Origin of the sequence: Halococcus qingdaonensis (assembly GCF_024508235.1) — an archaeon.
Lineage (GTDB): Archaea > Halobacteriota > Halobacteria > Halobacteriales > Halococcaceae > Halococcus > Halococcus qingdaonensis.
In genome coordinates this window covers 2,376,021-2,399,768 of sequence record NZ_CP101943.1, presented here as the reverse complement: position 1 = coordinate 2,399,768, position 23,748 = coordinate 2,376,021, and the positions used below count along the sequence as shown (strand labels likewise).

Genomic DNA, 23,748 nt, shown 5'->3' with positions numbered 1-23,748 from the left:
CGCCGGCGGTCGAAAACGAGCCGGCGTCGTGTATCCGCGTCATATGCAGCCTGTGGATGGCCGACCTATTAAATGCTTCCGGCTCGGCAACGCTTGCACCGCCCGACCACCACGGTCATTTCGCTCGCCTCCCTTCAGTCGACGTGTTCAGCCTCAACGTCCCGGCTCCCGGACGAGTGAAACGCCTCGCCGCCGAGTTCCATCCCCGGCTGGCGAGCTTCGAGCGCGTGCGCGAGCGCCACTCGCTGGTCTGCAAACGCTTCGAATCCGAGGAGTACGATCGTCTCTCGGAGCGCGCCCGGCGGGCACTCGACGGCACGACACCGATCGAAGCGCGCGTGACGACTATCGAGCTCTTCGAGGAGCCCGTTCGTGGTCCCGGGCCGGTGGTCTATCTCGCCGTTGCGAGCCCGGGACTCGTGGCGATCCACGAGCGCCTCGTCGACGCTTTCGGCGCGATCACCGGTCTCGAAGGTGACGAGTACGTCCCGCACGTCACCCTCGCCCGCGGGGGAAGCGTCGATCGTGCCGAGGCGCTCCGTGCACGTACCGTCGACTCGATCGAGTGGACGATCTCCGAACTCTCTTTCTACGATGCGACCCACGACGAGCGCGCTGGAACCCTCTCGCTGCCGGTGTCGTACTGAAAAAAAAAAAGTTTACTGCCAGTCGGCGAGCGTGGCTGCCTCGGCGAGCGGGAGCGAAAGCCAGGCGTCGTCCCGCGAGATATCGGCGATGACGAACCGCTCGACGGTACCGTCATCGTCGACCGAGCCCATGACGTCCTCCGCGGAGCCGGCTGTCGCCACAGCGGCCGTATCTGGCGTCATACTATGTGAGTACATACCAACGATATATAAACTCACCGGACTGTGGTAACGACAGTGCCGGACAGCAGTTTCCGACATCGCTGTTCACATCACGACGATCATGTAAAACAACGGTACCGAAGTTGGGCGACGCGTTAACACAAAACTTATGCGCATACGGCAAAGCTTCACTAACTGGAATGAGAGACGATAACAGCCAGACGCGACGTCGTTTCCTGAAAACGACCGGTGGTGCGGCGGGGGCGCTCGCGCTCGCCGGCTGTACGGGTGGCGGCGGGGGCAACGACTCCGGCGGCAACGGTTCCGGTGGTAACGGGAGCGGTGGTGCCAATGGCTCGGGTGGCAACGGGAGCAGCCAGCAGACCCAACAGGAGATCGAGGCCGATCCCTCGAAGGTGCTTCAGCGGATCAACAGCACCATCACCACGTTCGACCCGATCGAGGCGACCGACGAGGCCAGCGGCTACGTCAATCAGCAGCTCTACGATATGCTGATGAACTACCCGGACGGGAAAGCCGACCCGAAAAAGGGCCTCGCCAAGAGCTTCGAGCTCTCCGACGACAACACGACCTATACGTTCACGCTGAAGGACGCGACGTTCCACAACGGCGATACGGTCACGGCACAGGACGTCGTCTACTCCTGGGAGCGACTCGCAGCCTCCTCGAACTCGAAACGAGCGTACTTCATTCTCGACTCGCTCGGTGTCAAACACGAGACGACGACGCAGGAGGGTGAGGAGACGTACAAACCTGGCTCGCTCGCACTCAACGCCAAGGACGAGAAGACCCTCGAAGTCACACTCTCGGCCCCGTTCCACGCGGCCCAGGAGATGATGGCGTACAACTCCTTCGCCGTGCTACCCGAGGGGTACGTCGGCGATATCGAGGGCTACGACGGCGAAGTATCCCAGCAGAAGCTCTCCACCAGCGAGCCGGTCGGTGCCGGTCCGTTCAAACTCAAGGAGTGGAACTCGGGCACTGCGGCCGAAGTCGAGCGTTTCGACGACTACCACGGCGGGAAGGCCTCCGTCGCGGGCGTTCACTGGCAGATCATCGAGAAGGCGTCGCCGAAGTACAACTACTCGATGAACAAGAACGCTGACGTCTTCGAAATTCCGACCTCACAGTACGACCCGAGCAAGGTCAACGTCCAGCGCGGCCCCGACGATCTCGGACGGGAGTTCGGCACCTACGGTCAGGTCCGCAACGGCTCGACGCTCCAGTATCTCGCGGTTCCCGAGATCAACACCTACTACATCGGATTCAACATGGCGAAGGTGCCGAAGCCGGTGCGACAGGCCTTCGCCTACGCCGCGAACCAGCAGCAGTTGACCAAGGAGGTGTTCAAAGGCCGTGGCGTCCCCGCCTATCACCACACGCCGAAATCGATCTATCCGGGCGGCGGCGCGAAGGCCTACGACAAACACGCCAAACAGAACTACCCCTACGGCTACAACAAGACCCAGCTCCAGAAGGCTCAGAAGGTGATGAAGGACGCTGGCTACGGCCCGAACAACCGCTTCACCGTCCAGTGGACCCAGTATCAGGACGACTCGTGGCTCTCGCTCGGGAAGCTGTTCCGTGATCAACTGTCGAGCGCGTTCATCGACATGCAGATCCAGCAGACCCCGTTCGCGACCCTCACCGAGCGCGGTCGTAGTGGCAAACTCGAGGTCTACACGCTCGGCTGGATCGCCGACTGGCCGGCCCCGGACAACTTCCTGCAGCTGCTCAACCCGCCACAGACCGACACGTCCTCCGACGCACCGCTGTCGTACATCAACTGGAAGCCGGAGAACGGCGACGCAGCAAAGCAGGCGTCCAAGGCGTACAAGACGGTCTCGAACAACCAGGCACCGACGAAGCAGGCCCAGCAGGCCCGCAACAAGGCCTACGTCAACATGGAGGAGGCCAACTGGGAAGACATTGGCTTCCTGCCACTTTACCACAGTCTCGGTGAACGCTTCGCGTACAACTGGGTCGACATTCCGCCGTACGGCGGGATGGGCGACAGCCGCCAGATGTACAACGACGTGAAGATCGCGAAGAACCGCCAGTAACCACACCCTTCACGGTGTGTGGTTTGCAGTTCCGATGTTCGGTGGTGATCGATCGTGCCGAGAGCCGTCCGAACGTAACCGAAAACTATAATGAATCCACATCACATACGAACGTGCAGCATGAGAGCTAGTTTCGCGGTGAGTACTGCCCCATGAGTCGCTGGAGCTACTTCCTCCGGCGGCTCGTGCTCTCGATCCCGGTCATCCTCTTCGGGACGACGATCGTCTTCATGCTCGTCCGTCTGGGGCCGATCGACCCGGCGGCGGCGATCGTCGGCATGGGCAACCCGCAGGGGATCGAACGAATCCGTGAACAGCTCGGTTTGACACAGCCGCTCTGGCAGCAGTATATCGACTTCATGATCAACATGTTCACTCTCGATCTCGGCCAGTCGTGGGTCATCCAGCCCGGCCGGGATGCCTACAGCCTCGTCGCGAGCTACGCGCCCCGGACGATCTGGCTCGGCTTCTGGTCGGTCGTCATCGCGCTGTTCATCGGCATCCCGCTCGGCTTCTACGCCGGTCTCAACCCGAACACGGGCGGGGACTACTTCGCCTCGTTCGGCGGGATCGTCTGGCGGGCGATGCCGAACTTCTGGCTGGCGATCCTCCTCGTGAGCGTGCTCGTCCAGTCCCAGGACCTCCTCTTCGGCTTCAACTGGTCGAACTGGCTCGTCACGACCGATATCCTCTCGCCGCCGAACTTGCGATTCCTCTCGACCCCGCTCGAAGCCATCACGAACCCGATCGACTGGTGGGTATCGACGGGCGCGAACGGCTCGTTCCTCGCGGCGCTGAAACAGATCGCGCCCGCGGCGATCGTGCTCGGGTCGGCCTCGATGGGTAACGAGATGCGCATCGGTCGTACCGCGATCCTGGAGACGATCAACTCCGATTACGTCGAGACGGCGCGCGCGAAGGGCGTCTCGGGGCGCAGCCTCATCTGGAAACACGTCTTCCGCAACGCGCTGATCCCGTTGGTGCCGATCATCACCGGTGAGGCGTTCCTCCTGGTCGGTGGATCGGTGCTCGTCGAGACGGTGTTCGCGATCAACGGGATCGGCTATCTGTTCTATCAGGCAGCGCTCAACGCCGATCTTCCGCTACTGGGCGCGCTGATGTTCATCTTCATCCTGATCACCGTCTTCACGAACATCCTCCAGGATCTGCTGTACACGCTGATCGACCCGCGCGTCGGCTACGAAAGCGAGTAATCCATGAGTGAGACACAATCCGACGAAGAAGTACCGCTCCGAGACCGCATCGCGGCGAACCCGCGTCCGGCGCTGCAGTGGCTCGCCGGTGCGCTCGTCCTGCTGGCCGTCGAGTTCGGCGCGTTCATCGGTGTCATCATCCAGCTCGCGTTGACGGCGGTCCGCCTGCTCCCGTCGAACCCGGGGGCGGCCGCGCTCGCGAGCGCCGGTGAGGCCGCCGAGGCGATCCCGACGCTGCTTACGCGCGGTCTCATCCCGAATCAGGGCTATCAGACCGCGAGTGGCGAATGGATGGGGACGTTCCTCGGACTGGAGCCGGCGTACGCGTGGCTGCTGCGGGTCGTCCTCATCTACGCCTACGCGTTCATCTGGCTCGGCTGGTTCTGGGTCGGCTACCGCTGGTTCCGCAAACACTACCGATACGCCGACTGGACGCCACGAGACGACGTCGTCGACCGACTGCGCTCCCATCGGTGGGGCCAGTTCGGCTTCGTGCTCGTGCTCGCCTTCTTCGTGCTGGCGCTGTTCGCGCCGGCGCTCGGCCCGACGACCGTCGACGCGAACATCCAGAGCCCCTACACGCATTACACGAAATACTACGACGACGAGATCGAATCGGTCTCGAACGTCACCGTCGGCACCGCGAATCTCGGCTCGACTTCACAGGGGGCCGGCGGCGAGAACGTCGGCCCGTGGAGCTACGACGACTACGGACGGTTCCATCCGTTCGGGACACTCACCGACGGGAAGGACCTCTTCACGTTCATGGCGGCGGGGGCGCGCATCTCGCTGATGATCGGGCTCGTCTCCCTGATGATCGCGGGCTTCATCGCCACCGCGCTCGCCATGCTGACGGCCTACTACAAGGGGCTCGCCGATCTCGCGGCGGTCATCACGAGCGACTCGATTCAGTCGCTGCCCGTCCTGTTGGTGTTGATCCTTGCCTCCGCGGTCTTCGGCAACACGTGGATCGCGAACCTCTACAACGGGGCGGTACTGCTGATCGCGATCTTCTCGGTCACGTACTGGCCCTTCTTCTGGCGGGCGCTGCGCGGTCCGGCGCTCCAGATCTCCGAACAGGAGTGGATCGACGCCGCAAAGAGTTTCGGCCAGAAGCCCCGAACCATCATGCAGAAACATATGTTCCCCTACGTCGTCGGCTACCTGCTGATCTACGCATCGCTGACGCTCGGCGGCATCATCATCGCCGTCGCGGGACTGTCCTATCTCGGTCTCGGCATCACGCCGCCGACGCCGGAGTGGGGACGCGCGATCTCCGCCGGCCAGCCCTACGTGGCGACCGCCTCGTGGCATATCTCGCTGATCCCCGGCATCATGATCACGCTCATCGTCGTCGGGTTCAACGCGCTCGGTGACGGCATCCGCGACGCGCTCGATCCGCAGAGCGAGGGCGGCGAGGAGACCGGTGGCGAGGCCGCCGTCGCCGGGGGTGGTGGCGCGTGAGCAGCCAACTCCCGCGCGAGCGCACCGCGGGCGAGACCGTGCTCTCCGTCGAGAACCTCCGGACGGCATTCTTCACCGACAAGGAGACGATCCGCGCGGTCGACGGCGTGAGCTTCGACGTCCGTGAGGGCGAGACGGTCGGCATCGTCGGCGAGAGCGGTTCGGGCAAGAGCGTGACGGCACGCTCGATCATGGGGTTGATCAAATCCCCGGGGCGTGTCCTCGACGGCGCGGTCAACTTCCGCGACCGCGACGTCCTCTCCCAACTGGTCGACTCGAATCGGAAGCGGACGGCCGACGTCGCCGGCCTCTCCGAGGCAGAGCGGGCCAGCGCCGTCGACGAAGACGACTTCGTGTTCGTCGAGGAGTGGGATGGCGACGAGCCCGCCGACGGCTACATCGACGTCACTCGGGTGCCGGATTCGGCGCTCAGAACCCTCCGTGGCAACGGTATCGCCATGATCTTCCAGGATCCGTTGAGTTCGCTCAACCCCGTCTACACCGTCGGCAATCAGATCAAGGAGGCGCTCAGGCTCCATCAGGGGCTCCGGGGCCAGGAGGCGACCGAGGAGGCGATCAACCTGCTCGAAGCCGTCTCGATCCCCGACGCCAAACGTCGCATCACGGAGTATCCCCACCAGTTCTCCGGTGGGATGCGCCAGCGCGCGGTGATCGCGATGGCGTTGGCCTGCGAGCCGAAACTGCTCATCTGCGACGAGCCGACGACGGCGCTCGACGTGACGATCCAGGCACAGATCCTCGAACTCCTCTCGGACATTCAGGAGGAGCGCGGGCTGTCGATCGTCTTCATCACCCACGACATGGGCGTGATGGCCGAGATCGCCGACCGGCTCAACGTGATGTACGCCGGCGAGATCGTCGAAACCGCGCCCGTCGAGGAGGTGTTCGCGAACCCGAAACACCCCTACACGCAGGGGTTGCTGGAATCGATTCCCGGTCGCCATCCAGACGAGGATCGGCTGCGAACGATCGAGGGCGACGTGCCGACGCCGAACGAGCCCGCGACCGACTGTCGGTTCGCGCCGCGGTGTCCGGAGGCGTTCGCCGAATGCGAGAGCGTCCATCCGGTCTCGGTGCCGGTGAACGAGGGGGCGTCAGATCACACCGCCGCCTGTCTGCTCTACCCCGAGGACCAGTCGCGCGAGAGCGCCGTCGAGACCCATCGGCGGCGCGGCGAGGACAGCGAGGAGGCACTCAATGAGTGAAACGATTCAGCGCGAGACGGAGGTATCGAGCGGTGAGACGCTGGTCGACGTCGAGAACCTGAAGACCTACTACGAGGGTGGCGGGCTGCTCTCCGACGAGCCGGTCAAGGCCGTCGACGACGTGACGCTCCGGATCGAGCGCGGCGAGACGCTCGGGCTGGTCGGCGAGTCCGGCTGTGGGAAGACCACGCTCGGGCGGACGCTCGTCCAGTTGGAATCGGCGACCGCGGGCACGGTCGAATTCGACGGCACCGACGTCACGAAGCTGTCGGGCAGCGAACTGAAGAACTGGCGGCGGAACGCCCAGATCGTCTTCCAGGACCCCGAATCGAGTCTCAACGACCGGATGACCGTCGGCGAGATCATCCGCGAACCGCTCGACGTCCACGACTGGAAGTCGCCACGCGAGCGCCGCCAGCGCGTGCGCGAACTGCTCGAAACCGTCGGGTTGCGCGAGGAGCATTATTACAGATATCCCCACCAGTTCTCCGGCGGCCAGCGCCAGCGCGTCGGCATCGCCCGCGCGCTCGCGCTCTCGCCGGAGTTCATCGTGCTCGACGAACCCGTGAGCGCGCTCGACGTCTCCGTACAGGCGAAGATCCTGAACCTCTTGGAGGAGCTGCAAAACGAGTTCGGGCTCACGTATCTGTTCATCGCGCACGATCTCTCCGTCGTCAGGCATATCTGTGATCGCGTGGCCGTGATGTATCTCGGCAACATCATGGAGGTCGGTCCCGCCGAGGAGCTGTTCGCCGACCCGGCGAACCCGTACACGCACGCGCTGCTGTCGGCGATCCCCGAGGCCGATCCCCAGAGCGACAAGGAGCGCATCACGCTGCGGGGCACCCCGCCGAGCCCGCGCGACCCGCCGACGGGCTGTCCGTTCAGCACGCGCTGTCCGGCGAAGATCAGACCCGAGAAATATCGTGACACGGACGACGAGCTCTGGGAACGCATCGAGGTGTTCCGCGAGGTGCTGCGCGAGCGTGATCGTGCCGAGCGCTCGCTCTCCGAGCGGGCGCGCGCACTGCTCGGCATGGAGACCCGGTTTTCGGACGTCGACGAGATGCACGAAGAGCTGTTCGGCGACGTTGCGGTGCCGCCGTCGATCCAGGAGCAGCTCGACGCGGTGGAAGAACGCCTGCGCGACAACGACGAGGCGGGCGCGATCGACCTCCTGCGCGAGGAGTTCGGCAGCGAGTGCGACAGGGAGACGCCGGCTCACCACGAGGTGAGCGCGGCCGGCCGGACGAGCCTCTGCCACCGTCACAAGGACGAACACGAGGAGCCGGCCGAGTTCTTCACCCACACCGTCTTCGGCGAGCAGTGATGGCCGCCGACCGGCCGCACCCGGAGGCGCTCCGGCTGCGCCAGGCGATCGACGCGCTGGTCTACGCCGTCGCGTTCGTGGCCGTACTCGTCGCGCTCGCGGCGGTCGTGAGCGTCCCGCTCGGCTGGGGGCTGGTCGGCGTGAAGTTCGCCCTGTTCTTCGTCGGCTTCTTCGTCTTCGGCATCTCGGCGTTCCAGCTCCGACCGACACCGCCGTGGAAGGACGACGACCCGGTCGACGAGCGCGAGGAGACGCGCTTCCAGGCGGCCGTCCAGCGGCTGCCGCCGCTCGGGCGGTACGGGCTCGCGCCAGACGACCGGCTGTCGTCGCCGGCGAAGCTGTTCGTCGCGAGCGTGCTCGTGTTGCTCACCTCGTTCGTGATGGAGACCGGGTTCGGCATCGCCGTCTGAGACCGCGCCGAGCAACAGGCTTTACACGCCACGAGTCCCAGCGCGCGTATGCCCGAAACAAGTGAGAACCCGGACCAAGGCGATCGGCTCGCCGCCCGTTCCGACGGTCTGAAGGAGGCGTGGGCGGCCACGCTCGACGACATGGACGCCCTCGCCGCCGAGTACGCGGCCGACGGCTGGGAGACGCTCACAATCCCGGCCGGTCACACGGCGACCGAAGCGCCCGAAACCAGCGACGACGAGCGCTTCGGGCTGGTCTACGTGATCCCCGACAACTACGCCGACGAATTTTCGTCGGCGTTCGAGGACGGCGAGTTCCCGCGCTACGACGTCTTCCGCAACGAATCGCACGGCCAGGTGTTTCTGGTGACCATGCTGGCTGATCCCGAAAGCGAGACGGCGGTGTTCGTCGCCGGCGGGTTCGAGCGCCGTGGCTCGCGACCGTTGATGGGGGCCGCCAGCGAGGCCGGGATGATGTACACGCATCTCCAGACGCTCGACGGCACGCGGCTGGGGTCGTTCGAGCACGACGACCCCGAGAAGTTCTTCCCGGCGACCGATTACGACGCCGTTCGGTAGCCCGCGAAGTGGAAGGACTTTGTAGGTGGGAAGCCAGTGACCCCGTATGAACGTCGCCGACGCGATGACGCCGCGCGAGTCGCTCGTTACGGTTTCGCTGCCCGGGACGCGCGACGACGCGCTCGAATACCTTCAGGAACGAGCGTTCTCCTCGGTCCCCGTCGTCAAGGGCGAGGGCGGCGACGAGGAGTTCCGGGGGCTGGTCTCGCGACAGACGCTCATCGAACGGCCCGACGAGGACCAGCTCGCTCTGCTGGTCGAGGAGGGACCGACGACGACCATCGATACCGCCATCGAGACGGTCGCCGCGACGATGGTCGAAGAGAGCGCTCGCCGTGTTCCGGTGGTCGACGGCTATCTGGAGGGGATCATCACCGTTACCGACGTCGTGCGAGCCATCGCCGAAGGTGACGCCGCCGGCGACACGCAGGTCGGCGAACTCGCCTCTCGAACCGCGAACGCAGTCTACGTCGACACGCCGCTGACGGTCGCCGAGCGCGAACTCTCACACTCGGGCGTGCCCTACGCCGTGGTGCTCGACGACGATGGCGAGATGTGTGGCATGCTCACCGAACCGGACATCCTCGAGGTGGCCCGGGTCGTCGAGGGCGAGGCCGAGACCGGCGAATCGATCGCCGATCAGGACGACGACTGGATGTGGGAGGGGATCAAGGCCGTCGGCAACCGCTACTTCCCGACGCGCAACGTCGAGATCCCCCACGAGCCGGTGCGCGAGTTCATGACCGCCGACGTCGTGAGCGTCGGCACCACGCGGACCGCACAGGAGGCCGCGCGGGCGATGATCACGAACGACATCGAACAGATCCCGCTCGTCAGCGGGAGCGAGCTCATCGGCATCGTCCGGGATATCAACCTCCTGGAGGCGCTCGATGGCTGATGCGACGACCGGCGCGGACGCCGACACGCTCGCCGAGCTCGCCAAGCGCCGCGGTTTCTTCTTCCCCGCGAACGAGGCCTACGGCGGTGCGAGCGGGTTCTACACCTACGGGCCGGAGGGTGCGGCACTGAAGCGTAATCTCGAAGCGAGCTGGCGCGAACGGTTCGTCACCCGCGAGGACAACATGGAGATTTCCTCGCCGACGGTCACGCCGGAACCGGTGTTCGAGGCATCGGGTCATCTCGATGGCTTCGACGACATGATCCTCGAATGCCCTGAATGCGGTGCGAACCACCGCGCCGACCATCTCGTCGAGGACAACACCGACATCGAGGAGGCAGAGAGCTTCGGCACCGATCGCATCGCCGAACTCATCGCCGAGCACGGGATCGCCTGTCCGTCGTGTGGAACTGAACTGGCCGGCGAGCCCGTCGAGGCGTTCAACCTGATGTTCGAGACGACGATCGGGCCAGGCTCCTCGTCGCCGGGTTATCTGCGCCCCGAGACCGCACAGGGCATCTTCGTTGAGTTCCCCCGGCTGGCCGAGTACGCGCGCAACCAGCTCCCCTTCGGCGTCGCCCAGATCGGTCACGGCTATCGCAACGAGATCAGTCCCCGGCGCTCGCTCATCCGGGTGCGCGAGTTCACGATGGCCGAACTCGAACAGTTCGTCGATCCCGAGAGCGACGGGCCTCCCATCGAGCGCGTCGAAGACGTCACCCTGCCGCTCTACTCGGCGACTGTACAGGAGGGTGAGGGGAGCATCGAGCGCATGAGCGTCGCCGAGGCGCTCGATGCGGGCGTCGTCGAAAGCGAGTGGATCGCCTACTATCTCGCGATCGCGAGGCAGTGGTGCGAGGCGGTCGGCGTCGATATGGACCGATTCAGATACCGCCAGCACCTGCCCGACGAGCTCTCCCACTACGCGAGCGACTGCTGGGACGCCGAGGCCGAACTCGACGGCAACTGGATCGAGATCACCGGGTTCGCGGATCGCGGGGCCTACGACCTCTCGAAACACGATGATCACTCCGACGAGGCGTTCTCGGTGTTCAGGCCCTACGACGAGCCGAAGACCGTCGAACGCCCCTCGGTCGAGCCCGACATGAGCTATCTCGGGCCGGAGTTCGGCGCGGACGCCGGCGACGTGGCCGACGAACTCGCCGCACTCGCCGAACGGGAGCCGTCGGCGTTCGACGGCGAGGCGGTCGAAATCGACCTCGATGGCGAGCAGTACACTGTGCCGACCGAGAAAACCGGGTTTGCAGTGCGAACGGAGACCATCACCGGCGAGCACGTCACGCCTCACGTCATCGAGCCTTCGTTCGGCATCGGGCGCGTGCTCTACACCGTTCTGGTCCACAGCTACCGCGAGGACGAAGTCGAGGGCGAATCTCGGAGCTATCTCTCCCTCCCCTCGGAGCTCGCACCGACCTTCATCGGTGTGTTCCCACTGATGGACAAAGATGGACTCGGCGAGCGCGCCAACGAGATCGCCGCCGACCTGCGCGCGGCCGGCTTCGCGGTGGAGTACGACGACTCGGGTAACATCGGGCGGCGCTACCGCCGTCAGGACGAGGTCGGGACGCCCTACTGCGTCACCGTCGATTACGAATCGCTCGACGAGGGGACGGTGACGGTACGCGAGCGCGACTCCACGGCGCAGACGCGCATCGCGATCGACGAGCTGCCCGCCCGACTCGCGGCGCTGCGGGCGGGCGAATCGCTCGTCGACTGATGGGCGAACTCAAGCGCCGAGCCGTCCACGCCAGCGGCACGGCGCTGCCGGCGGTGTATCTCCTCGATATCATCAGCTACGAGCAGTTCCGCTGGCTGCTCGTCGCCGGCTCGGTCGTCGTCTGCTGTCTCGAAGCCCTGCGCCTGTTCGTCGGCCTCGACTGGCGGCTCTACGACGAGCTCACCCGCGAGTACGAACAGGACAACCTCGCGGGCTACGCGCTCTACACGTTCAGCGGCACCGCCGTCGCGCTCGTCTTCCAGCCCGCGATCGCCATCCCTGCGATCCTAATGTTGACGATCGCCGATCCGCTCAGCGGCCTGCTGGGCTCCGGCGAACTCCAGAGCATAAAAGAACTGTCGGTGATCGCGGCCACGTTCGCGGTCTGTTTTCTCATCGCGATCCCGTTCGTTGCGCCCGTTCCCGCCGTCTGCGGCGCGTTCGCCGCGACGCTCGCCGACGGCGTCAAGCCCGTCGTCCGGGGCTACGTCATCGACGACAACCTCACGATCCCGATCGCGGCGGCAGTCGCCATCACGATCGGACTCCGGCTTACCGCTCACGGGCTCCCATTTGCTTCCGGCTAAGCGACCGCCCCGAAACTCGATTTCACTTTCACCCGCATCTGCGAACGCTTATTCGGAATGGCCCGGTAGAACGGCCCAATGGCGACCACCGGTGAGGAGTCCGTCGAGCGCCCGCTCGTCGAACCTGGCGTGCTCGAACGCCGGCGCTATCAGGCCGACCTCGCCAGTGAAGCCGCGAGCGGGCACACGCTCGTCTGCCTACCCACCGGACTCGGAAAGACGACCGTGAGTCTGCTCGTGACCGCCGAGCGCCTCCACGAGCAGGGTGGGACGTCGCTGCTGCTCGCGCCGACGAAACCCTTGGTCACCCAGCACGCCGAGTTCTATCGCGACGCGCTGACGATACCGGACGACGAGATCGTCGTGTTCACCGGCGAGGTCAGCCCCGACGACCGCGAGGAGCTGTTCGAGCGCGCGCGGGTCGTCATCGCCACCCCGCAGGTCGTCGAGAACGACCTCATCGGCGGCCGCATCGATCTCGCCACTACTACCCACCTCACCTTCGACGAGTGCCACCGCGCGTCGGGCAACTACGCCTACAACTACATCGCCGAGCGCTACCACGCCGATGCGGAGCAACCGCTCGTGACGGGGATGAGCGCCTCGCCGGGCGGTGACGAGGAGGCGATCCGGTCGGTTTGTGAGAATCTGGGTCTCTCGAACGTCGCGGTGATGACCGAAGAAGACGCCGACGTGGCCGACTACACCCACGATACGTCAGTCGAGTGGGAGCGCGTGACGCTACCGGACGAGATCCTCGCCATCCGGGATTCGCTGGTCGCAGTCATCGAAGAACGACTGGAGAAACTGAAGGAACTCGGCGTGACGCGCGCGACGAGCGCGGACATCTCCCAGCGTGACCTCAACCGGATCCGGAGCGAGCTCCAGCAGCTCATCGACAACGACCAGTCTGAGGGCTACGAGGGGATGAGCATCCACGCCGAGGTGATGAAGCTCCGGCGGGCGGTGACGCTCGCCGAAACCCAGAGCGTCGAGTCGCTCAGGCGGTATTTCGAACGACAGCGCAACGCCGCGCGCTCGTCGGGCGCGTCGAAGGCGAGCCAGCGGCTCGTCTCCGAAGCCAAAGTGAGAGAAGCGATGGAGCAGGCGGAGACGTACGACGATCTCCACCCGAAGTTCCGCCGGGCGCGCATCCTGCTCGCCCAATGTCTCGGCATCGAGGGCGGCGAGCGCGTCATCGTCTTCACCGAATCCAGAGACACTGCCGAAACCCTCACGGAGTTCTTGGGCGCACACTTCGAGACCCGGAAGTTCGTCGGCCAGGGCGACAAGGAGGGGTCGGACGGGATGACCCAGAACGAACAGCAGGCAACCCTCGACGCGTTTCGCACCGGCGAGTTCGAGGTGCTGGTCTCGACGTCGGTTGCCGAGGAGGGTCTCGATGTGCCCGAGGTCGATCTGGTGCTGTTCTACGAGCCGGTGCCGACGGCGATTCGCTCGATCCAGCGCAAGGGTCGAACGGGACGACAGACCGAGGGCCGAGTGATGGTGCTGCTCGCCGAGGACACCCGCGACGAGGCGTACTTCTGGAAGTCCCGTCACGAGCAGTCCAGGATGACCGACGAACTCCAGAATCTGAAAGGGGCCGCCGAAACCATCGAATCGGACCTCGCCCAGCAGGGACTCGACGCGTTCGAGAGCGATGGAGCCGCGTCGTCGGAAGCCGGTGCGACGGCCGGTGACGGCGATCAGTCGGGGCTATCGTCGTTCGCCGTGCCCGGCGAAACCGATCCGACGGACGAAGCGGCCGACACGGCCGAGACCGACGAGGACGAGGCCGATGCCGATGACGCAACCGACGAAGGAGTCGTGGCGACCGCCGCCGCAGCCGACGACGACGGTGTCGAGATCGTCGTCGATCAACGCGAGCTCGATTCGTCCATCGCCCGCGATCTCTCGACACGCGAGGACTGCGAGACGCGCCTCGAAACGCTCGCCGTGGGCGATTACGTGCTCTCCGACAGGGTCGTCGTCGAGCGCAAATCCGTGGGCGACTTCCTGGATACCCTCACCGGGGGCGATCGCTCGCTCTTCGAGCAGGTCGGCGACGCGGCGCGCCACTACGCCCGGCCCGTGGTGCTCGTCGAGGGCGACGACCTCTACGGCGAGCGTAACGTCCATCCGAACGCCATCCGGGGCGCGCTCGCCTCGCTGGCGGTGGATTTCGGCGCGAGCGTGCTCCGCACGACCGACGAGTCCGACACGGCCGACCTCCTGCACGTAATCGCTGGCCGCGAGCAGGAGGTGGCCGACCGCGAGGTGAGCGTCCACGGCGAGAAGGGAGCCAAAACGCTCACCGAACAGCAGGAGTACGTCGTGAGCGCGATCGCGGACATCGGCCCCGTGACCGCGCGCGCCCTCCTAGAGGAGTTCGGCACCGTCGAGGGCGTGATGATCGCCAACGAGGCTGACCTCCTGGAGGTGTCGGGCGTCGGCGAAGTGACCGCCGAGCGCATCCGCGAGGTCGTCGGCAGCGACTACGATCCCTGATCGTCGGCGATACTCTTTTTATTGATCCAATCGTTTCGGGCACCATGCGCCGCGGTTTCCGCTGGTTCGGCTATATCATCGTCGCAGTGATGGGTGGCCTGTTCGCCCTCTCCGGGTTTTCGCTCTCCGGCTCGATCGAGGGATTGGTCGGCTTCGCGGGGCTGTTGGCCGTTGGGGTGCTGTTCGTCCTCGCGGGATTCGAGACGCCCCTCACCAGACGGTTCGGCTGGCACCGAATCCTCGGACTCGGCTTCGCCATGATGGGGGTCGTCAACCTGCTCACCGTTCTGTTCTCGTGGGCCGACGGTGGACTGCTTTACGCCGTCGCCACCCTCTCGCTGGCCGGTCTGTTCGCGTTCATGGGCTTCGACATCGCTCGCGATGGCCCGCATTTCGATATCGATCCGGACGAGACGGTCTGACTACTTCCGAGCGGTCCGCACCGCGTCGAGCGCCTCGGCGGCCTCGCGGGCGGCGGCGAGCTGTTCGCGCGTCCGTCCGAGATCCTCGGTTTTCTCGGCCGTGGCCGCCAGTTCCCGGAGCGTGCGCGACAGCGACGCCTCGGCCGCCCCAAGATCGCCCGCCCCACCTGCGGGCCGGGTGGTTGTTTCTGACTGCTGTCCGCTTGCCCGACTCGTGCCATCCGTTCGAGCCGCTGTCTGCTGGTTCTGCGCCGGTTGTGTCGGACTCTGCGGCTGTTGGGTCGGGGTTCGTGTGGCCTGATCCGCGCTCGCGTCCGGCTGTGTGCGCGGCTGTTCGCTGGCGCTCTGCCCGCCGTTCGCGCTCGCGGGCGTGGGCTCGTCGGCCGCGTCCGTGGTGGCTGGTCGGTCGTCCGCCCCGCCGTCGTCAGCGGACTGTTGGCAGGTCGGGCAGAACGTTTGGCCGTCGTAACGAAAGAGCGGGCTCCCACAGCGATCACAGTGGGTGTCGGTCATCGTCGCGCCCTGGAGGAGCAGCTCGCTCATCTGTTCGGTCGTCTCACGCTTTTCGTCCTCCTCGGCGAAGCGCTTGCGGAGTTTTTCACGTTCGGCTTCCTTGTCGAACTCGCTCATATCCGAACAAGGCGTCGCGCTTCAAAAAGGACTGTGGGTGTGCTCGCAGCGCTGTGACTGCGGACACAGTCCCCGTGCTGTGCCTTCTGTGGTGAATCGGCAGCGGTGGACGTTCCCGTTCGGGGTCGTCATGCCGCCGAACCGGGTAAACTTGCGTGGAAAATAGTGGGGTTCCGAAGCGCTTTAGCCCGCTCCGTGAGTCATTCCGGTATCATGGTCAAAGTGAGCGTGGTTGGTGCGGCGGGCACGGTGGGGGCGGCCGCGGGCTACAACATCGCGTTGCGCGGCATCGCCGACGAGATCGTTTTCGTGGACATCCCCGATCAGGAGGACACGACCGTGGGTCAGGCCGCCGACGTCAACCACGGGGTGGCCTACGACACGAACACGACGATCCGCCAGGGAACTTACGAGGACACGGCCGGCTCGGACGTTGTCGTCATCACCGCTGGTATCCCGCGCGAGCCCGGCCAGAGTCGGCTCGATCTCGGCGAGGACAACGCACCGATCATGGAGGAGATCGGCGACTCGCTGGCCGAGCACAACGACGAGTTCGTCTCGGTCACGACCTCGAACCCGATGGATCTGCTCAACCGCCACCTCTACGAGATGGGCGACAGGCCCAGAGGCCACGTCATCGGCTTCGGCGGCCGACTCGACTCCGCGCGCTTTCGCTACGTGCTCGCCGAGCGCTTCGACACGCAGGTCACCAACGTGGACGCGACGATCCTCGGCGAGCACGGCGACGCACAGGTGCCCGTCTTCTCCAAGGTGCGCATCGACGGCGAGGACCGCTCGTTCGGCGACGACGAGCGCGCGGACATCCTGGAGGGGCTCCAGGAGAGCGCGATGAACGTCATCGAGCGCAAGGGCGCGACCCAGTGGGGGCCGGCGACCGGCGTCGGCCACATTGTCGAATCGATCGTCCGCGACACCGGCACGGTGCTCCCGGCCTCGGTCCCGCTCGACGGCGAGTACGGCCACGAGGGCGTGAGCGTCGGTGTTCCCGTCAAACTCACGAGCGACGGCGCGGCGGTCGTCGACTGGACGCTCTCGGAGTACGAGCGCGAACAGCTCGGCCAGGCCGCCGACAAGCTCGAAGAGCAGTACGACGCAATCCGCTGAGTCGAGCGAGCTTTCCTTTCGCACTGCATAGCGCCGTCGTGGAGCTGCACGTCCGCTACGAGGGTGACGACGATCCGGACAAATGCACCGCCCGCAAGCTCGCCCGGTTCGATCTCGCCACTCTCCATCGCTCGGCCCGCGAAACGCCCCCGGGTGTGGTGTTGAACCCCCATGCCGAGCAGGCGCTGTCGCCGGCCGATCGCCGCGACGTCACGCCCGAACGGCTCGTCGCGCTCGATTGCTCGTGGGAGACCGCCGAGGCCGAGCAGTTCTCGCTCGGCGGGCCGCACCGGGCGCTCCCCTTTCTGGTCGCGGCCAACCCGGTGAACTACGGCACGCCGTTCCAGCTGACGACCGTCGAGGCGCTCGCGGGCGCGCTCTGTGTTCTCGGCGAGCGCTCCCACGCCGAGGCACTCCTCGCGAAGTTTCGCTGGGGGCACACCTTCCTCGAACTCAACGACGAACCGCTGCGGCGGTACGCCGACTGTGCGGATTCGGGCGACGTCGTCGCCGTCCAGGAGGAGTATCTCGCCGCCGAGTAGCCCGTTTCGGAAACGCTTAACCCCGCCGACCTGTTGCGAGCGGTATGGCCAGATTCGACCAGGCGGAAGCGCGCATTCTCGAGAAGATGATCTGCATGCGCTGTAACGCCCGCAACCCTGCCGGAGCGGACAGCTGTCGGAAGTGTGGCTACAAGAACCTTCGCCGGAAGGCTCGCGAGCGCCGCAGCGCCTGAGACGGCTGCCCGGAATCCTTTTGGGTCGCACACGTCTATTTGGCCCATCATGAGCATGGGCTCGGACATGTACCGTCAGCAGATCCTCGACCACTACAAGAACCCCCGCAACTACGGCGAACTCGACGATCCCACCTTCAGCCACGTCGGCGAGAACCCGATGTGTGGCGACGAGATCACCGTCGATATCCAACTCGAAGACGACGGCGAGACGATCGAATACGCCTCCTTCCACGGCGACGGCTGCGCGATCAGCCAGGCGAGCGCGAGCATGCTCACCAGCGAGCTCCAGGGGATGACCCTCGACGAACTCGACGAGCTCGACCGCGACGACGTGATCGACCTTCTCGGTGTGGATATCAGCCCGATGCGCGTCAAATGTGCCGTGCTCGCCGAGATGGTCGCCCAGGACGGCGCGGCCATCTTCCGCGGCGAGAAGACCAACATCGAGAAGACCCAGACCGAGTAGTTCGGGCGACAGACTCCCAACATCTATCCTTCCTGCTCGTTTCGAACTCAGTAGTGATGCGATGACGCCCGCACTGCTTCGACGACGGGGCCGTCGGTTCCGACCCCGACCGCGATCGTTCGTGGCGACGGAGCACGGGCGATGAGCCAGCGGTTGCCCGAGGAGTGGTTCATCGAAGATGAGCGGACGAACGCCGCCATCGCGTGGCTGTTTGCGGCGGTGCTGGCGCTGTCGGCCGTCGGAAACATTCTCGCCGGCGAGCTGGTGACCGCTACCACTGCTGTCGTCGCGGTCGTCGTCACCGTCGTGCCGGCCTGGGTCGGACGTTCGTGGCGGCGGACGATTCCCTGGCCGCTGCTGGCGCTCACCGTGCTTCCGTTCGGTCTGAGTGCCGTCGAACTGCCGTTCGTCGCCGGCTTCGTCCGGAGCATCGCGGTCGCGACGCTCGCGTTGCTCGTCGTCGTCACCCTCCAACTGACGACCACCGTTCGGATGACGCCAGGCTTCGCGGTTTGGTTCGCGACGATCGCCACGCTCGGCGTCGCCGGCATCTGGGCGTTTGGCTCGTGGCTGTCGGCGGAGTATCTCGGCACGGTCTTCTTCGCAACGAATCGGGAACTGATGGTGTTCTTCCTGACGACGTTGGTCGCCGGCCTGATCGCTGCCGGGGTGTTCGTCTGGTATTTCCGACGGCGACTGCGCGCGAACGCCGCACGCCGTCCGGCGGGTGAGGCCGTATGAAGATCCGCCGCCGTGTCGGTCTCTCTCCGACCCAACAGGCGTGGCTGGTGCGGGCGATGCAGGCGATTCTCGCGGCTGTCGTGCTCGCGGGCGTGCTCACGGGGGCGGTGGGAACGGTCACGAACGCCGGCATCGCCCTCGCGGTCACGTTCCTGCCGGCGGTGCTCGAACGGCGCTACACGCTCACGATGGACGTCGGCATCGTGCTCTGGATCACGACCGCGATGTTCCTCCATGCGGTCGGCACGCTCCCGCTGCCCGTTCTCGACTTCGCGAGCGCGTACAGCTCGATCTGGTGGTACGATCACGTTACACACGCGCTGTCGTCCTCGTTGGTCGCGGGCGTCGCCTACGCGACGACGCGTGCGCTCGACGAACACACCGAATATATCGTCATGCCGCCGGCGTTCACGTTCGTCTACTTGCTCCTGTTCATCGTCGCCTTCGGCGTCGTCTGGGAGCTGCTTGAGTTCCTGATCGCCGAGGCCGCGGCCGCCTTCGGCACCGCGCAGGTGCTCACTCAGTACGGGCTCGAAGACACCGCGCTCGATCTGTTCTACGACGTACTGGGTGGCGTCCTCGTCGCGGTCTTCGCCACCGCTCACCTCACCGACGTCTCCGACCAGCTCGCCGCGCGGCTCGACGCCCGCCGGGCGCGCTGACTCGACCGCGGTCGTCACTCCTCGGGGATCCGCTCGCCCCTATCGGTCGCCGTCCCGAGCGTCGAACTTGGCTCGCGTTCGCGCGTCGCCGGGAGGAAGCTCGCGGCGAGAAGCGTACAGAGGACGAACAGGACGAGCAACAGCAGGACGCTCCGTTGGGTGCTCTGCATGGCCGTCCGGACGACGGTGAGCAGCTCCGCGCGCAGCGCCGGTGCGAGCCCGTCGACGAACGCCGCCTGCTGTGCCTGCGTCGTCGCGTCCACTCCGTCCTGGAGCGCGACGACGAGCCGTCGGCGATCGTCGCCGGCGACCGCCGCTCCCGCCAGCCGCGCCACGCCGTCGACGATCTCCCCGTAGAAACCCGCGAGCAGGAACGAGCCGGTGACCGCCGTGCCGAACGCGTAGCCGAGCTGGCTTAGCGAGTTGATGACGCCGGAGGCGACCGACGACTCGGTCGCCGGCACCGCCGACATCGTGAGATCAACGAGCTGCCCGGTGAACAGTCCGAGCCCGACGCCGATGACGAGCATGGGAACGACCAGCCCGGCGAGCGTCAGCGAGAGATCGGTCCGTGCGACAAGTAGCAGCAAGCCGACCGCCATCAGCACGAGCCCCGCCTGAACGAGGCGTTTCGGCGCGACGTAGGCGCGCCAGCCAGTCGAGACCGTCGCCACGAGCAGCGTCGCCAGCGAGAACGGCAACAGCGCAAGCCCGGTCTCGAACGCCGAGTAGCCGAGCGCCGACTGGAGATACACCGGCACGGTGAACATGAACCCGGAGAGGAACAGCGATTCGGCCGCGAACGTGGCGATGCCCGCGGCGAACGTCCGATTGCGCAGCACGCTCGGCGGCACCAGCAGCGACCGCCCGATCCGTGCCCGCCGCCCCTCCCACTGAACGAACGCCGCGAGGATCACCACGCCGATGGCGACGAGCCATATCGCCGGCGAGACGCCGAGTGGCTGGATCGTCGTGCCGGCTAGGACGAACGGGCGCAGCGGCCGTACCCAGCCGTAGCGCCCGGCGAGCAACGTCCCGCCGATCATCACGACGACGCCGAGGATCGACAGTATCACGCCGCCGACGTCGGTCGAGAGTCGGCGCGTGCTCGGCGAGGCATCGAGATAGCGCGTGAGCGAGAGCACGACGAGGACGAGCAGGAGCTCGCCGAACATCCCCCAGCGCCAGCTCGCGAACGTCGTGAGAACGCCGCCGACCATCGGCCCGATGGCGGTGCCGACGGCGGTGACGCCGCCGATCGCCCCGAACGCCTTGGTGCGGGCGCTGCCGGTGTAGTTCTCGACGATGATCGAGTAGGTGAGCGGGAGCAAGAGCGCCGCGGCGGCACCCTCGATCAGCGACCAGCCGACGAACAGCGTGACCATGTTCGGGCTGGCACCCGCGACGAGCGTGCCGACGCTGTAGATCCCGAGCGCGATCACGAGGAGTCGCCGGGTGTCGACGACCGAGCGGAGCGCCCCACCCGGGACGATCAGCGCGGCCATCACCATCGAGTAGACCGCGATCGCGCCGTGCATCGCGCTCACGGTCGTGTTCAGGTCGCTAACGATCGCCGGCACGGCGACGTTCATCATCGTCGAGTCAAGCACGCCGAGGAAGAGCGCCGTGCCGGCGACGACCCCTGGCGCGAGGAACTCGACGCGCGATCGCGATCCCCCGTCGGCGGCTGCGGTCGTCATTCCCATCGCTACCGCGGCGACCGACAAAGCTCTTGGCGGTGTTCAGAGCCCGCCGGAGACGAGCGCGTCGACGACGCCAGGTAGCGACGTCGCCGCCGAGACGATCGCCAGCAGCACCAGCGCCGCGTTCACCACGGAGAGCAGCCGCGAGTTGCGGTATTCGCCCATCACGTCCGCATCGTTGACCGCCCAGAAGAGGAAGACGGCCGTAATCGGCAGCCCGACGATGGCGTTGTAGGCCGGAAAGAGCAGGATCATGTCGATGATACCGAGGCCGAAGAAGATCGTGATCAGCGGCGAGAGGCCACTTATCGTGACCAACACTCCGTAGATGAGCTTGAAGCTCCGGTTCGCAGAGTCGGCTTCCTTCCCACGCGCATGTTGGATGAGATATGAGGGCGTCCACATGATCGGGATGATGCTGTTGAACGCCGCCGCGACCGCGCCGACGAGGAAGACGGTGCGCGCCCACTCGCCGAGCACCTCGCCGAGCGCGAGCCCCGGCGTGAGGAACGTTTCGAGCTCGGTGTAGCCCGCCGGTCGGAGCACGGCCGCCGCGAGGACGAGGATGGCGATCGTCGTCACACCGCCGACGGCGTAGCCGATGGAGAGATCGCGGCGCATCGGGGTGACATCCGAAATCCCGGTCCAGCCTTTCTCGTCGACGAGGTTCGATTCGAGGAAGAAGTTCGGCCAGAGCGCGGTCGTTCCGAGGATCGACGCGACGAGCGTGAGCGCGCCGACGTCCGGGACGCTCGGGACGAATCCGCCGGCGATCGCCGACAGCGGCGGGGCGGTCGTGCCGGTAACGGCGAGATAGACCACTAACAGTCCGATCATCATCGCGGTCATCAGTTGCTCGATCCCCTCGTAGTTGAGCACGCCGACGGCGACGGCGGCCAGTCCGGCGAGGAAGGCCAGCGGCATCCAGCCGACAGCGCCGCCGAGCAGCAGGGAGAGCCCCTTGCCGACGGCGGCGGTCAGCTCGAACGCCCACAGCAGACAGCCACTCGACAGGACGAGCGCGAGCGCGGTCGCCAGCCGCCCACCGAGCTTCCGCCTGATGAACACCATCAGCGGCTCGCCGAAGATGCCGAGCCGCGCGCTCATGTCCTGGGCCATGAAACCGAGCAGCGCCGCGCCGACGACCGCCCACAGCAGCGCGTAGCCGAAGCGAACGCCGGCCGAGCTGGCGATGAAGATCGAGCCGGAGCCGAAGTAGCTGGCGACCATCACGAACGCCAGTCCGTATTGTTGGAAAAATCCCGATGCCGTGTCACGAAGCCGTTCTCGATACGATGATGTAGTTCCTGACATGTGTCTTCCGAACCCGGTTTCGCCCCGCGACCCACTCGTCACTGTCGACGTCGATAACGTGAGCCGCGGAGCACTGCGACGACCAACACTAGCCGTTACGATCCCCTAAGTTCGTTGCTTGCGAATCGATATCCGTATGTATTTCATTGTATCCCACACCACGGAGCGTCTTTCCCCGAAGCCGACGGGATCCGAACGTTCGTGTTCACCGGCTCTACACCGATCTACAGGGCGAGCGAGGGAGCTACGACCAAGAGGACGACCCCGAGCAGTGCTTTCAGCCGGTCGGGCTCGATGCGATGTGCGACCAGCCACCCGGCGACGACGCCGAGCAGCAGCGGCAGTCCGACGAGGGCGGCGAGCGAGGCCGAAACCGCATCCTGGAAGAGATAGCCAAGCGCCGCGAACGAGCCGATGAACACCGACTGCACCTGTGCGACGGCGATGGCGGCCAACATCGGCGTGCCGACGACGATCAGCGCCGGCACCGCGATGACCGGTCCGCCGACGCCGAGCAGGCCGCTACACGCGCCGAGTACGACCCCGAGCACGGCGTAGCCGACGGCACCCGAACGCGTCGTGGGGTCGATGGTAACGATCGTATCGAGCGCGCGTCGCTCGCGATAGAGAATGAGGAGGCCCGTCCCGCCGGCGAGCACGCCGAGTAGCAGGCCGAACAGCCCCCGCGAGACGAAGCCGTTGAGCCACGCGCCGAACAGCGCCCCGACGACACTCCCACCAGAGAGCAACCCGGCCGTCCACGCGTTCTCCCGCCCGAGTTCGCCGGACCGAGCGTACGCCAGCGTGGCGACGAGACCGGTCACGACGAACAGCAGTTGGGCCGTCCCGGCGACCGTCGCTGATGGTAACGGCGTCAATGCATAGAGCGCGATCGTCAGAAAGACACCGCCGGGACCGATAGCTGCGATGCCGATCCCGGAGCCGAAGGCGATGACGACGAGTGCGGCCACGACGATGTTTGACAGGAGCATTGGAGCAGTTCGTTCCGTCGGAACGGCGGGAACGACGGTGATATGCCTGTTCGTTCGCGTCTCGATTCACCGTCCGTGCCGATCCCGATCGTTCGCCTAAAACA

At 65.9% G+C, this 23,748-nt stretch carries 24 protein-coding genes; 19 read left to right on the top strand and 5 right to left on the bottom strand.

Features of this window, described 5'->3' with window-relative positions:
• The first annotated feature begins 143 nt into the window (after window positions 1-143).
• Window positions 144-647, top strand: a complete 504-nt coding sequence (locus NO363_RS12495; RefSeq protein WP_256685523.1) for a 2'-5' RNA ligase family protein — start codon at window positions 144-146, stop codon at window positions 645-647.
• A 12-nt stretch (window positions 648-659) separates the two neighbouring features.
• Here NO363_RS12495 and NO363_RS12490 read toward each other — a convergent pair whose 3' ends face one another.
• The gene (locus NO363_RS12490; RefSeq protein WP_007740210.1) at window positions 660-830 is read right to left on the bottom strand and encodes a DUF7556 family protein; all 171 of its coding nucleotides are present in this window, start codon (window positions 828-830) and stop codon (window positions 660-662) included.
• A gap of 179 nt (window positions 831-1,009) precedes the next feature.
• Here NO363_RS12490 and NO363_RS12485 point away from each other — a divergent pair, with 179 nt between their 5' ends.
• The 12 genes from NO363_RS12485 (at window position 1,010) to NO363_RS12430 (ending at window position 15,272) form a co-directional block, all read left to right on the top strand.
• Window positions 1,010-2,893, top strand: coding sequence for an ABC transporter substrate-binding protein (locus tag NO363_RS12485; RefSeq protein ID WP_256685522.1), 1,884 nt, complete (start codon window positions 1,010-1,012; stop codon window positions 2,891-2,893).
• Window positions 2,894-3,045: 152 nt separating this feature from the next.
• Complete coding sequence (locus NO363_RS12480) at window positions 3,046-4,107, top strand: ABC transporter permease (RefSeq protein ID WP_004053991.1); 1,062 nt, start codon at window positions 3,046-3,048, stop codon at window positions 4,105-4,107.
• A 3-nt stretch (window positions 4,108-4,110) separates the two neighbouring features.
• A complete protein-coding gene (locus NO363_RS12475) occupies window positions 4,111-5,571 on the top strand; it encodes an ABC transporter permease (RefSeq protein WP_256685521.1) in 1,461 nt (486 codons plus the stop codon).
• Window positions 5,568-6,797 carry an ABC transporter ATP-binding protein gene (locus NO363_RS12470; RefSeq protein WP_306169487.1) on the top strand — a complete coding sequence of 410 codons (1,230 nt, stop codon included), beginning with the start codon at window positions 5,568-5,570 and terminating at the stop codon, window positions 6,795-6,797. Before NO363_RS12475 ends, NO363_RS12470 begins: the two co-directional genes overlap by 4 nt.
• The gene (locus NO363_RS12465) at window positions 6,790-8,127 is read left to right on the top strand and encodes an ABC transporter ATP-binding protein (RefSeq protein WP_256685519.1); all 1,338 of its coding nucleotides are present in this window, start codon (window positions 6,790-6,792) and stop codon (window positions 8,125-8,127) included. The genes NO363_RS12470 and NO363_RS12465 overlap by 8 nt, the downstream gene beginning before the upstream one ends.
• Window positions 8,127-8,537 (top strand): DUF7555 family protein, encoded by a 411-nt coding sequence (locus NO363_RS12460; protein WP_256685518.1) that lies wholly within the window; start codon window positions 8,127-8,129, stop codon window positions 8,535-8,537. Before NO363_RS12465 ends, NO363_RS12460 begins: the two co-directional genes overlap by 1 nt.
• Window positions 8,538-8,585: 48 nt before the next feature.
• Entirely contained in the window at window positions 8,586-9,116 is a 531-nt protein-coding gene (locus NO363_RS12455) for a DUF7529 family protein (RefSeq protein ID WP_256685517.1), read from the top strand.
• Window positions 9,117-9,162: 46 nt separating this feature from the next.
• Window positions 9,163-10,014, top strand: a complete 852-nt coding sequence (locus tag NO363_RS12450; protein WP_256685516.1) for a CBS domain-containing protein — start codon at window positions 9,163-9,165, stop codon at window positions 10,012-10,014.
• Window positions 10,007-11,752, top strand: a complete 1,746-nt coding sequence (gene glyS, locus NO363_RS12445) for a glycine--tRNA ligase (RefSeq protein WP_256685514.1) — start codon at window positions 10,007-10,009, stop codon at window positions 11,750-11,752. The genes NO363_RS12450 and glyS overlap by 8 nt, the downstream gene beginning before the upstream one ends.
• Window positions 11,752-12,339, top strand: a complete 588-nt coding sequence (locus NO363_RS12440; RefSeq protein ID WP_256685512.1) for a diacylglycerol/polyprenol kinase family protein — start codon at window positions 11,752-11,754, stop codon at window positions 12,337-12,339. The genes glyS and NO363_RS12440 overlap by 1 nt, the downstream gene beginning before the upstream one ends.
• A gap of 78 nt (window positions 12,340-12,417) precedes the next feature.
• Window positions 12,418-14,850: a DEAD/DEAH box helicase gene (locus tag NO363_RS12435; protein ID WP_256685510.1), complete on the top strand. Its 2,433-nt coding sequence runs from the start codon at window positions 12,418-12,420 to the stop codon at window positions 14,848-14,850.
• Window positions 14,851-14,894: 44 nt separating this feature from the next.
• Window positions 14,895-15,272, top strand: coding sequence for a DUF7994 family protein (locus NO363_RS12430; protein WP_256685508.1), 378 nt, complete (start codon window positions 14,895-14,897; stop codon window positions 15,270-15,272).
• Here the strand turns inward: NO363_RS12430 and NO363_RS12425 are convergent, their stop codons facing one another.
• Window positions 15,273-15,902 carry an Sjogren's syndrome/scleroderma autoantigen 1 family protein gene (locus tag NO363_RS12425; protein ID WP_256685506.1) on the bottom strand — a complete coding sequence of 210 codons (630 nt, stop codon included), beginning with the start codon at window positions 15,900-15,902 and terminating at the stop codon, window positions 15,273-15,275.
• 213 nt (window positions 15,903-16,115) lie between these two features.
• Here NO363_RS12425 and mdh point away from each other — a divergent pair, with 213 nt between their 5' ends.
• The 6 genes from mdh to NO363_RS12395 all read left to right on the top strand — a co-directional run bounded on the left by mdh (window position 16,116) and on the right by NO363_RS12395 (window position 19,635).
• Window positions 16,116-17,027, top strand: coding sequence for a malate dehydrogenase (mdh, locus tag NO363_RS12420; RefSeq protein WP_256685504.1), 912 nt, complete (start codon window positions 16,116-16,118; stop codon window positions 17,025-17,027).
• 38 nt (window positions 17,028-17,065) lie between these two features.
• Window positions 17,066-17,569 (top strand): DUF367 family protein, encoded by a 504-nt coding sequence (locus NO363_RS12415; protein ID WP_256685503.1) that lies wholly within the window; start codon window positions 17,066-17,068, stop codon window positions 17,567-17,569.
• 44 nt (window positions 17,570-17,613) lie between these two features.
• A complete protein-coding gene (locus tag NO363_RS12410; RefSeq protein ID WP_004054012.1) occupies window positions 17,614-17,763 on the top strand; it encodes a 50S ribosomal protein L40e in 150 nt (49 codons plus the stop codon).
• 49 nt (window positions 17,764-17,812) lie between these two features.
• Window positions 17,813-18,232 carry an iron-sulfur cluster assembly scaffold protein gene (locus NO363_RS12405; RefSeq protein WP_256685502.1) on the top strand — a complete coding sequence of 140 codons (420 nt, stop codon included), beginning with the start codon at window positions 17,813-17,815 and terminating at the stop codon, window positions 18,230-18,232.
• 141 nt (window positions 18,233-18,373) lie between these two features.
• Window positions 18,374-18,973 (top strand): hypothetical protein, encoded by a 600-nt coding sequence (locus tag NO363_RS12400; RefSeq protein ID WP_256685500.1) that lies wholly within the window; start codon window positions 18,374-18,376, stop codon window positions 18,971-18,973.
• The gene (locus NO363_RS12395; RefSeq protein ID WP_256685499.1) at window positions 18,970-19,635 is read left to right on the top strand and encodes a DUF2238 domain-containing protein; all 666 of its coding nucleotides are present in this window, start codon (window positions 18,970-18,972) and stop codon (window positions 19,633-19,635) included. Before NO363_RS12400 ends, NO363_RS12395 begins: the two co-directional genes overlap by 4 nt.
• Before the next feature lie 14 nt (window positions 19,636-19,649).
• On the opposite strand, the gene NO363_RS12390 is transcribed toward NO363_RS12395, so the two are convergent.
• The 3 genes from NO363_RS12390 to NO363_RS12380 form a co-directional block, all read right to left on the bottom strand.
• A complete protein-coding gene (locus NO363_RS12390) occupies window positions 19,650-21,335 on the bottom strand; it encodes an MFS transporter (RefSeq protein ID WP_256685498.1) in 1,686 nt (561 codons plus the stop codon).
• A 42-nt stretch (window positions 21,336-21,377) separates the two neighbouring features.
• Window positions 21,378-22,652, bottom strand: coding sequence for an NRAMP family divalent metal transporter (locus NO363_RS12385; RefSeq protein WP_256685496.1), 1,275 nt, complete (start codon window positions 22,650-22,652; stop codon window positions 21,378-21,380).
• A gap of 224 nt (window positions 22,653-22,876) precedes the next feature.
• Window positions 22,877-23,644 carry a sulfite exporter TauE/SafE family protein gene (locus tag NO363_RS12380; protein WP_256685494.1) on the bottom strand — a complete coding sequence of 256 codons (768 nt, stop codon included), beginning with the start codon at window positions 23,642-23,644 and terminating at the stop codon, window positions 22,877-22,879.
• Window positions 23,645-23,748: the final 104 nt, after the last annotated feature.